Below are 11,961 nucleotides of genomic sequence, written 5' to 3'. Positions count from 1 at the left end.
CAGTATTTAATTATATTTGTTCTCGCGGACAGTGAAGTGCTTTTTAATCCCGCACTTCGCATGCCCGCGGAACGTTGGCAATAATGCCCAAATACAAAAAGACAATACAACACTCGACAGTACTCGCAAACAGACAAACTGACTGCCATAAAAACAAAATTATTTTGAATGAAAACTCAAACCAGTTACCTCTATAAATGTTTAGGAATTTTTCTGGCATTGGCTTGCATTTTTCCTTTGGGAATAAGTTATTTCCTGGGAAACTTCATAGGTTTCATGGATTGGCCTTTAGATTGGGCTTATAAAGACAGAATCGGAAGCATACTATTTCCTATTTCATATTTAATTATTTCATTCATTATTTCATTCAAATGGAAAAGTCTGGAACATACAAATCCACCAAAAGCAGAAATATTTAAAAATATTATTATTAATATAATCAGGTTTACTTCTGCTTACATCATGTTTTTTTACGCAGTTGTAAAACTTACGCACAAACAAATGGATGTATCCTATTATTATTTAGATGCGCCAATGCGTGAGGCGAATCCGTGGGCTCTCATGAGCTATTTCTATGGCAGATCAAATTGGCAGATATTGATAATATCTCTTATGGAATTAATACCATCTTGTTTATTAATGTTTCGAAAAACGATGTTGTTAGGTGCAATTTTGATGATACCTGTCGCAGGAAATGTAGTAATGATAAATGCTTTTAATGATTTTCAGTACGCAACATTGCTGACATCTGTACTTATTTTTATAATGACAATATATATTATTATTTCTTATCCTGACAAATTAAAAATTATCTGGAACATTTTATCTGAGAAAACAAGTGCAATAGATTCAAATCAATTCACAAACAAATTATTTAAAGCAGGAAAAATATTGTTTTGGATTTGTGTAATTTATCCTTTGGCGACCCGCATTTATCACAAAACAAAAATAAATATGAATAAAGATAAAAAACTCTCTTGCGGAATTTTTCAAATTACTGAATTAAAAACAAATTCAGTATTACAGAATTTAGATGTTACAAATTATAATTATTGGAAAAAACTATATATTGAATCGGATGACTGGAATACATTAAAAGATAAAAATAATGTTGAAGCAAATGCAACAGGATTGCTGTATAGAGAAAATGCCGCAAATGACTCTGTTAAAATTAATCCGATTTATCAGGACTCTGCAAAAACTAATCACATTAATAATTTCACGGGTACTTATTTTTACAATGATAAAGATAGTTCGCTTTTATTAAAAGGTCTGCAAGGAGAAGATTCAATAGAAAGTATTTATAAAAAACTTCCTATAAAAGATTATAGTTGGTGGTGGTAGCAGACAGACAGTCTTTTCTATAACGCAACTTTCACTGTGGACAACTGTTTCGGGCAGACAGTAAAACAAATAAAAAATATTAGCGGGCAGACGGTTGTTTTCTCCCGTGACAATCTCGCAAGCGGACTGTACTTCGTTCGGCTGACACAAGACAGCAAAATAATCGCAGTAGACAAATTTGTAATCGCGGACAAATAAACAATGCAACGTTTGACAGCAACTTTCTATCTTTACAGTATTCAAAGACAATGAAAAAAGTTTTACTCATCTCGACAGCAGTTCTCGCGCTGACAACTGCGCACAAGCAGACAGATGCACAATCACTAAATTGTCTTTGGGCAAAAAGCGCAGGAGGAATACAAACACAAGGTTGGGATGCTGGTTATGGAACTGCGATAGATAATAGCGGAAATATATATGTGACAGGAGAATTTTCGAGCCCCTCAATAACTTTTGGAAGTATTACTTTAACAAATACAAGTTCGGGATATGGTGATTTTTATCTTGTAAAATATGACGCGAATGGAAATGTACTTTGGGCGAAATCCGCAAGCGGAAATGGACGAGATTTAGGCGCAGGTGTTTCAACTGACAATAACGGTAATGTATATGTGACGGGGAATTTCAATAGCACTTCAATTACTTTTGGTTCAACCACACTAACAAAAAATGGTATTTCAAATCTTTTTATTGTCAAATATGATTCTCAAGGCAATATTCTTATAGCAAAAAGTTTCGGTTCATGGTGGGAGACTGCTCATGGCATCTATGTATCTGGCAATGGTAATATTTATATAACAGGAAATTTTGAGAGCAATTCAGTTACCTTTGGTTCATATACAATCAACAGCGCAAATTCTAATACGCAAGATGTTTTCGTTGCCAAATTTGATTCTCAAATAAATGCACTATGGGCAAAAGGTAATGGAGGAAATGGTGATGATTTTGCCCATAGCGTTACTGCTGACAATAATGGAAATGTATACATAACCGGAGAATTCCGTAGCACTACACTTTCATTTGGCTCAACAACATTAAATGCTTCTTCTACAACCAACACTGATTTTTTTATTGCCGGATATGATAATGCAGGTAATTCATTATGGGCAAAAAGAGCGGGCAATACATCATATTCTCAGTTTGGCAATAGCATTACAAGCGATATTAATGGTAATATATATGTAACAGGAGAATTTCAAGGTTCTACTATATTATTAGATACTATTTCACTCATTACTGACAATGGCGTAACCTTCGTTGCAAAATATAATTCTTCAGGAAATGTTCTTTGGGCAAAAGTAAGCGGACAAGCATGGCAAACCAGTGGCGGAGGTATGGGTTATGGAATTTGCACTGACCAAAACGGAAATATTTATTTAACTGGAGAATTTCTTGGCACTATTACTTTTGGAACAGATACTATAACTAGTGCAGGTAGTATGGATATTTATTTTGCAAAATACGATTCCTTTGGTAATGCTATTTGGGCTGTAAGAACAGGAGGAAACGGTACGGACGAAGGATTAAATTGTTCTGCCGATGCTAATGGAAATGTTGTCGCCACAGGTATTTTCAGTGCCCCATCAATTACTTTCGGCTCAACTACTTTAACCAATGCAGACAATACTGGAAATACTTATGACATCTTTATTGTCAAATTCAATGGAGTCGTAGGCATAGAGGAGAATTATTTTTATAATTCAATAAATATTTTTCCCAATCCTTTTTCCACGCAGACAACTTTGCAGACAGACAATCTTTTACACAACGCAACTCTCACGGTGGACAACTGTTTCGGTCAGACAGTTGCGCAAATAAAAAATCTCCGTGGACAGACAATCACTTTCAACCGCGACAATCTCGCAAGCGGACTGTATTTCGTTCGGCTGACAGAAGAAAACAAAACCATATCAGTAGACAAATTAGTAATAACCGAATAAAATCAATATATCATGAAGAAAAATTACTCTCTTCTCATTCTTATTTTCAGTTGTTTCTTTTCCAAGGATGATGAATCATGGATTCCTAAAGCGGACTTTGCAGGTTCAGGCAGAAGCGGATGTATTTATTTTTCAATTGGAGATAAAGGTTACGTAGGTGCAGGCGACCTTTCTCAAACTTCTTTTTCCGGCTCGAAACTTTCTAATGATTTTTGGGAATATGACCCGGCAAAAGATAAATGGACGCAGAAGGCAAATATGCCGTTAGCGCATAGAAACGGTATTGGTTTTTCTCTGGAAGGAAAAGGATATGTAATAGCAGGTTGGACGGGTAAATCTTCCGATTCTAAAAAAGAAGATGAGTTAACAGATTTCTGGCAATACGACCCCACAACAAATAAATGGACAAAAAAATCTAATTTTCCCAGAGGTTATCCTTCAAACGGATTCACAGCCGGAGGAAAAGGTTACGTACTTGACTTCGGACATTTTTTCACCAAGCGTGAAAACTATGGTGTGTGGGAATATGATCCAGCTGCTGATTCATGGTCAAAGAAATCAGGAATTGATGTAAAAGGAATCGGCTCGCAGATTTTTGTAGCGGATAATATTGCTTACTTTATAAATTCAGAAAAAAAAATTATTAATGCTTATGATATTGTTTCTGGACAATGGAGCGAAAAGACAAAATATAAAGGCAAAACATGCGGGGGAGAGTTTTGCTTTACATATAAAGGAAAAGCATATTTCGGTGGCGGAGAATGCGGAGATAATACAGTTCCGCGAGATTTATTTGAGTACGATCCCGCTATAAATGAGGTAACAGAATTCGGAAGAATTTTCAGCGGCAATAAAGGAGCAATAGCAATTACAATTGGCAATCGTATTTTCGGAGGATTGGGACAAAGAGCAGGCGCAGGAAAATCAAAAGATTGGTATGAATATAAACCGCAGTAAAAAAAGAAAACTAAAAAATATTAAATGAAAAAACTTTTTCTCATCTCGACAGTTTCCCTCCTCTTAACAGTCGTCCACAAACAGACAACAGCACAAGGCACATGGACACCGAAAGCGGTTTATGGAGCAGGATTGAGACAGGGTGCGGTTGGTTTTTCCATTGGAACTAAAGGTTATATTGGAATGGGTAATGATGACCTTGGAAATTTCATGAACGACTTGTGGCAATATGATACAGTTGCAGGTTCATGGACACAAAAAGCCAGTTTAAGTGTTACCGGAAGTTATGGGGCGGTTGGCTTTTCCATAGGTACAAAAGGATATGTTGGAACAGGATATGACGGAACAGGATATACAAATAATTTCTGGGAATGGAATCAGGCAACAAATATTTGGACGCAAAAATCTAATTTTGGAGGAGCGCCACGCGAATATGCCGTAGGTTTTTCTATCGGAACAAAAGGATACATCGGAACTGGAGAAGATTTGTCAAATACATATAATGATTTTTGGGAATGGGATCAGGCAAGCGATATATGGATTCAAAAATCGAATTTCGGTGGCGTTGCTGCCTATGGTGCAGTTGGATTTTCTATCGGAACAAAAGGGTATATAGGAACCGGAAATAATGGCAATCAGTTTTGGGAATGGAATCAAACTACAGATACATGGATACAAAGAGCAAACTTTGGCGGAACATCAAGAAAAAATGCAGTTGGTTTTGCAATCGGAAATTCAGGATTAATATGTACTGGCGAAGCAAATAGTAATGGCGCCTCATTGTTCGATTGTTGGCGATACAATCCAGGATATGATAACTGGACGCAAATAGCATCTGTTGCAAAAAGAGACCATGCTGTTGGTTTTTCTATAGGCACAAAAGGATTCATAGGCACAGGACATGATAACTCATCAGGTTTTTCTCTTCAGGATTTCTGGGAATTGAATCCACCGGCTCCTCCTCCTCCATGCGACTGGATTAAAAAAACAAACTTTGGCGGAAATGCAAGAGATGGCGCTGTTGGATTTTCTATTGGTTTGAAAGGATACATTGGTACTGCATCGGGCAGCAATCCAGATGATTTCTGGGAATACGATCAAGTAACAGATACATGGACTCAAAAGGCAGATTTTCCAGGAATAGGAAGAGGTTATGCTGTGGGATTTTCTATTGGAAAAAAAGGGTATATAGGTACTGGATATAAATTTCCAAATAATTTGAATGACTTTTGGGAATGGGATCAAGCATCAAATATGTGGACACAGAAAGCCAACTTTGGAGGAACTGGAAGATATTTTGCTGTTGGATTTTCCATAGGTAAAAAAGGATATATAGGAACGGGCTTAGATGATGATTCTTTAAGAAGTGACTTTTGGGAGTGGGATGGCGACATGGCTTCCCCATCCTACAATACCTGGACACAAAAAGCAAACTTTCTTGGCGTAGTAAGACAAAATCCTGTTGGCTTTTCAATCGGCACCAAGGGATATATTGGAACTGGACTTAACGGTACTACTTTCTTCAATGATTTCTGGGAATGGGAACAAGCAACAAATGTTTGGGTGCAAAAGGCAAACTTTGGAGGAACGAAAAGAAGATTTGCTGTAGGTTTTTCTATCGGCACAAAAGGATATATAGGAACAGGCGTTGATTCAATCGGAGAAAAACAGGATGTGTGGCAATGGAACCAAGCAACAGATACTTGGAAACAAATATCCAACTTCTGTGGACTAGCACGTTGGCAAGCAGTCGGGTTTTCCATAGGAAATAAAGGATATATAGGAACAGGTAATTATGCAGGTTATTTGAAAGATTTTTGGGAATGGACAGATACCTGTCAGGCAGGAATTTCTGCAAGCGGAACAACTATTATTTGTCCTGGTGACAGTGTAATATTAACTGCAACTGCCGGAAGCAATTATCTTTGGTCGAATGGGGCAACAACACAAAGTATAACCGTTAATACTTATGGCTCCTTCAATGTGGCAGTTAACCTAACCAATGGCTGCGTTTCTCCTTCAACTTCGGCTTATGTAACAACAAGTGGTATTCCTCCTGCCTCTAATTTTAATTATTATGGTCTTTATTATAGTGGTTATTGTACAGGAAATCCAATTCAGTTTTATCCATATCTTCTTACTTGGCCTACTTGTCCTGCGCTAAATACGCTTTGGAATTTTGGCGATCCTGCTTCCGGTCCTGCAAATACTGATACTTCATGGACACCTTTGCATACTTTTTCTTCTGCCGGAACATATACAGTCATGTTAATCATGAATGGTGGAGATACAATAATAAATACTGTCACAATTAATTCAGGTCAGACCATTACTGATTTTACTTATAGTGACTCTTGTGTGGGAAGTCAGGTTTGGTTTAATCCCGTTTTCTCTGCTTGTGCAGGTGAAAGTTGGCTTTGGAATTTTGGAGACACTGCTTCCGGTCCGGCAAATATTGACACGACACTTTACCCTAGCCATTTTTATAATACACCCGGCAACTATACAGTTACTTTCATAGTGAACGGAACAGATACAATAATAAAAACCTTGATAATTTCCGGACAAACTATTACTAATTTTACTTATAGTGATTCTTGTACATGGAGTTCGGTTTGCTTTTATCCTGATCCAATTACCTGTCCCGGACAAAATTGGGTTTGGAATTTTGGTGATACCGCTTCTGGCTTTGCAAATATTGACAGCTCACTATACGCATGTCATATTTTTAACTCTGCCGGCTATTATACAGTAACGCTAATAGTTGACGGGGTGGATACAATAATAAAAACTCTAACAATTGGTCCATTTGTTAATCTCGGTAACGATACGGTAATAACACCGGGTGATACTATAATACTTGATGCTGGAAACCCCGGACCTTGGAATACATATTACTGGTCAACAGGCGACAATACACAGACGATTTTTGTAACGGATACGGGAACATATATTGTAGAAGTTTACGATAGCGTAGGATGCTGGGGCAGCGATACCATTCATATTACATTTTCAAATCCAAACGGTCAAACAAATTATGCTGATGGATTGCTTTTTACTATTTCTCCCAACCCAACAAGCGGAGTAATTTCACTTCAATGTTCAGAGAAACTTTCAAACATTGAAATCTCAAATCTCATAGGAGAAAAAATGATACTGCGTGTCATTCCGATCGGAGCGATGAATCTCACTATTGATTTATCAAACAAACCCCAAGGCATTTATTTCATCAAAGTAAATTCCGAAAAAGGAACTGCAACGAAAAAAATAATGATACAGTAATTTTTCGTTAACTAAAAAATATTAAATGAAAAACCTTTTTCTCATCTCGATAGCAATTCTCATCTCCAAAATCAAAAACCATGACGGCAGTTTTCACCCAGGCAATTTTTCGCTGACAGTTGCGCATGGTCGACAATAACTTTATAAATAAAATTTAAAATGAATCCACTTGAAAAAAAACCATGGACAATCAAAAATTTTCTAAAAAGAGAATTCTTTGTAATACTTGCAGTAATAGGAATAATACTCATCGTCCAGCTTTTTCGCGGAAAATCTACTTCAGCAATTCACGAGGAATTATTAGAATCAGCAAATAAGCTAAACAAAGATTGTCCAATCACTGTTAATAAAGATATTCGCTTGGACGATTGCATTGCTTATCCAAATAATGAAATGCAGTGGAATTATACTTTAGTTAATGTTCAAAAAGGAATTTCAAATATAGACGCAATTAAAAAAATCTATGAACCTTCTATTATCAATCAAGCAACATCAAATCCAAGCTATAAAATAATGCGAGACAATAAAGTCACTTTAATTTATTACTATAAAGACAAAGACGGGAAATATTTATTTGATATAAAGGTCACACCAGAGCAATATAGCAAATAAAGATTTCGACAATTTCGCTCGGCTGACAACTCCCTCTCCTTTGCAAGGAGAGGGCGGGGGTGAGGTTGTTACGGAGAAATTAGTAATCACCGACAAATAATTTTCTCGGCTTGACAGTTGCGCTCGGCAGACCAGACAAACTATTCTTAACTTTGAAAACAACAAAAAGTAACTAATCAAATAAAACTCATGGAACTGATCCGAAAAAAAATCTTAAAAGTTCATGGTACAATTGCCGTGGCAGCCCATGGAACTGATCCGAAAAAAAATCTTAAAAGTTCATGGTACAATTGCCGTGGCAGCCGGAACAGGTTTTGCCATCGCTTCAACAATAGGAATGATGAATGGCATTGGTGTTTTCAAATTTCTTCAGGCAGATAAATTGGGGCATGTTGGTTTGTTTCAGGCATACACGCTGTTTGCGCTCATCGGAGTTGTTTTGCTGATGGGTTCGCGCCAGGAAAATGTGAGAAAATGGAACCGCGTTGGCGCTGCCGCTCATGCGCTGATTCTTATCGTATATGTTATCCACTGGAATTTTTTCCCGACTATTGAGGGTGGACTTTTTATGCGCACCGGAGGACTTATTTTTCACTGCGTGTTTCTTACTCTCGAATCGTGGGCGGGGTTTATTTCTAAGACTGACAAATAAAGAAACACAGCGGACAGACAGTTACTTTCAATCGTGACAATTAGAAGATAAAGTAATCGGAAGGTTGCTGAACGGAAAAAAGAAATAAGAATTGAAATGGCTATAAATGAATTTTATTGTGAATAGTGTTCAACCCATAATGTGGCGCGCGTCTGTGACTTCTCCAATCTCTAAACAAATTAACTTTGCATCATGCAATGGGATGAACTAAATAAATGGGTTCAAAAGTTTGAATCGCTCAAACTAAATATAGTTGTTGACTTTGAGCAGTTCAACCGCATTGCCATTGTGCACCACAGCAGCGCCATTGAAGGCAGCACGCTCACACTCGAAGAAACCACTTTGCTCATAACCGAAGGCATTACTGCAAAGGGAAAATCAATGAGTGAACATGAAATGGTGAAAGACCATTACAGAGCATTGCTGTTTTGCCTTGACAAAGCAAAAAACAGAATCGGGATTACCCCTGAATTTCTGAAACAGATAAACGCACTCGTGAATAAAAACACAGGGCAGCAGCGCAGCACTCCGCTTGGAATGTGCGATGATACAAAAGGCGACTTCCGGCTCGGCAATGTTACGGCAGGAACAACTTATTTTGTGAACTACGATAAAGTTCCTTCTATGGTAAATGAACTTTGTCAAAAACTGCAAAGCAAAATCAATTCAATAAAAACGAATGAAGAAGTATATGAACTCTCGTTTAACGCGCACTATTATTTAGTGAGCATTCATCCCTGGTTTGACGGCAACGGGCGCACTGCCCGCCTGTTGATGAATTATATTCAGGCAGCACATAAGAAACCGCTCTCCATTGTATTTCTTGAAGACAAATCCGCTTACATAAAAGCATTAAATGATTCAAGAGAAAAAAACAATATAGACATTTTCAGAAACTTTATGTGCAGCCAGTATATAAAATATATGAAACGGGAAATTGAAAAATACGAGCAGCGGAATAAAGGAATAAATTTCCTTTTCTTATTTTTAACTGCCGTCAGGTCTTCCGTCCTCATGTATGCGTTAGTTTAGAATCATTTGATATTTCTGTACAAGAAATTCACCTCCGGTTCGGCAATTAATCTTAGTTGAATTATTCCTTCTTCTTCTTTTTCTATCTTTGCCGTCCTTATGATTAAAATAACTTTTCCTGACGGAAAGATTAAAGAATACGCAGCAGGAACCACCGCGCTTGATATTGCCAAAAGCATAAGCGAAGGGCTTGCGCGCAATGTTCTTGCAGCAAAAGTTGTCCCCCTTAATGAAGGCAACCGGAAGGTTGGGAACGAAGTTCGACTCCGCGCAGCGGAGGCGGGGGATGTCATTGATGCAACCCGTCCGATAAAAGAAGATTCTAAAATTCTTTTTCTCACATGGAACGATGCCGAAGGAAAAAGCGCGATGTGGCATTCATCCGCACATTTGATGGCGGAAGCGCTTGAAACTTTTTATCCGGGAATTAAATTCGGAATCGGTCCTCCTGTTGATGCAGGATATTATTACGATGTTGATCTTGGAGGCAAAACAATTTCTTCGGAAGATTTTAAAAAGATAGAAGATAAAATGCTCGAACTCGCGCGGCAGAAAAATTCCTACGTGCGAAAAGAAGTTTCGAAGAAAGATGCACTCGAATATTTTCAGAAGAAAGGAGATGAATATAAACTCGAACTGATTAACGATTTGCAGGACGGACAAATTACTTTTTACCAGCAGGGAAATTTTGTTGACTTATGCAGAGGTCCGCATATTCCTAATACAGGATTCATAAAAGCAGTGAAGTTGCTCAACATTGCTGGCGCATACTGGCGCGGTGACGAGAAGAACAAGCAACTCACGCGCATTTACGGAATCACTTTCCCTGCGCAGAAAGAACTGGACGAGTATTTGAAAATGCTTGAAGAAGCAAAGAAGCGCGACCATAGAAAAATTGGAAAGGAGTTAAAGATTTTCACCTTCGATGATGATGTGGGCCCCGGTCTTCCGCTATGGCTTCCGAACGGAGGCGTGATGATTGAGCAATTGGAAACGCTTGCGAAAGTTACCGAAGAGCGCGCGGGTTACAAGCGCGTGCGCACTCCGCACCTCGCAAAAGAATCTATGTACAAAACCAGCGGGCATCTCCCCTACTATGCCGACAGCATGTTTCCTCCCATGGAAATGGACAATGAAAAATATTATCTCAAGGCGATGAACTGTCCGCACCATCATAAAATATTTGCTTCGCTGAATCCGAGTTATAAAGAGTTGCCGCTCCGCCTTGCGGAATACGGAACTGTTTACCGCTACGAACAAAGCGGTGAATTATTCGGATTGATGCGCGTGCGTTCCATGCAAATGAACGATGCGCATATTTATTGCACCAAGGAACAGTTCGAGCAGGAATTCATAGCGGTGAATGAAATGTACCTGAAGTATTTTAAAATCTTCGGAATAGATAAATATGTAATGCGCTTCTCCACGCATTCAAAAGAAAAACTCGGAAAGAAATATGTGAACGAACCCGAACTCTGGATTGAAACAGAAGACATGGTGCGCAATGTTTTGATTGATTCAAAAATTCCTTACAAGGAAGTTCCCGATGAAGGCGCTTTCTACGGACCAAAGATTGATGTGCAGATCTGGAGCACCATTGGAAGAGAATTTACTTTGGCAACAAATCAAGTTGACTTTGCGCAGCCGAGAAGATTCGGCTTGACATACATTAACAAAAATAATCACGCGGAAACTCCCATCTGCATTCACCGCGCACCGCTGGGAACGCACGAGCGCTTCATCGGTTTTCTCATAGAACATTACGCGGGCAATTTCCCTGTGTGGCTCGCGCCTGAACAAGTTACTATTCTTCCCATCAGCGACCGCTTCAACGAGAATGCAAAAAACATTCTCGAACTTTTCCGAAAGCATAACATACGCGCATCGGTAGATGACCGCTCGGAAAAGATTGGAAAGAAAATCCGCGATGCGGAAACAATGAAAGTTCCCTATATGGCAATCCTTGGCGAAAAAGAAATTGCTGCAAACTCCATTGCTCTGCGCGAACACGGCAAAGGCGATGTTGGAACGATGAATGTCGAAGAGTTTGCTAATAAGATTGAGAAGGAAGTGAAAGAAGTTTTCGAATAACAAAATAAAACGTTGAGAAGAATCAGGTTCGCGAAATTGAAATTTCCCTAT

Annotated in this window: 9 protein-coding genes; all 9 read left to right on the top strand. The window is 38.4% G+C overall.

Annotated features, from left to right (window positions below; genetic code table 11):
* The first annotated feature begins 168 nt into the window (after positions 1 to 168).
* The 9 genes from HY063_11700 to thrS all read left to right on the top strand — a co-directional run bounded on the left by HY063_11700 (position 169) and on the right by thrS (position 11,910).
* Positions 169 to 1,344, top strand: a complete 1,176-nt coding sequence (locus tag HY063_11700; GenBank protein MBI3502445.1) for a hypothetical protein — start codon at positions 169 to 171, stop codon at positions 1,342 to 1,344.
* Between the two features lie 36 nt (positions 1,345 to 1,380).
* Positions 1,381 to 1,542: a T9SS type A sorting domain-containing protein gene (locus tag HY063_11695; protein ID MBI3502444.1), complete on the top strand. Its 162-nt coding sequence runs from the start codon at positions 1,381 to 1,383 to the stop codon at positions 1,540 to 1,542.
* 50 nt (positions 1,543 to 1,592) lie between these two features.
* On the top strand, positions 1,593 to 3,284 hold the full coding sequence (locus HY063_11690) for an SBBP repeat-containing protein (GenBank protein MBI3502443.1): 1,692 nt from the start codon (positions 1,593 to 1,595) through the stop codon (positions 3,282 to 3,284).
* 12 nt (positions 3,285 to 3,296) lie between these two features.
* Positions 3,297 to 4,241 carry a hypothetical protein gene (locus HY063_11685; GenBank protein MBI3502442.1) on the top strand — a complete coding sequence of 315 codons (945 nt, stop codon included), beginning with the start codon at positions 3,297 to 3,299 and terminating at the stop codon, positions 4,239 to 4,241.
* Positions 4,242 to 4,265: 24 nt separating this feature from the next.
* Positions 4,266 to 7,523, top strand: coding sequence for a T9SS type A sorting domain-containing protein (locus HY063_11680; GenBank protein MBI3502441.1), 3,258 nt, complete (start codon positions 4,266 to 4,268; stop codon positions 7,521 to 7,523).
* Positions 7,524 to 7,682: 159 nt separating this feature from the next.
* Positions 7,683 to 8,135, top strand: a complete 453-nt coding sequence (locus tag HY063_11675) for a hypothetical protein (GenBank protein ID MBI3502440.1) — start codon at positions 7,683 to 7,685, stop codon at positions 8,133 to 8,135.
* Between the two features lie 247 nt (positions 8,136 to 8,382).
* The gene (locus tag HY063_11670; protein MBI3502439.1) at positions 8,383 to 8,787 is read left to right on the top strand and encodes a hypothetical protein; all 405 of its coding nucleotides are present in this window, start codon (positions 8,383 to 8,385) and stop codon (positions 8,785 to 8,787) included.
* A gap of 192 nt (positions 8,788 to 8,979) precedes the next feature.
* Positions 8,980 to 9,819, top strand: coding sequence for a Fic family protein (locus HY063_11665; protein ID MBI3502438.1), 840 nt, complete (start codon positions 8,980 to 8,982; stop codon positions 9,817 to 9,819).
* Between the two features lie 99 nt (positions 9,820 to 9,918).
* Entirely contained in the window at positions 9,919 to 11,910 is a 1,992-nt protein-coding gene (gene thrS / locus HY063_11660; GenBank protein MBI3502437.1) for a threonine--tRNA ligase, read from the top strand.
* Positions 11,911 to 11,961 lie beyond the last annotated feature (51 nt).

The organism is Bacteroidota bacterium (assembly GCA_016195025.1).
Taxonomy (GTDB): domain Bacteria; phylum Bacteroidota; class Bacteroidia; order Palsa-948; family Palsa-948; genus Palsa-948.
Note: the sequence above shows the minus strand (reverse complement) of the source record. Positions and strands in the feature narration are given on the sequence as shown.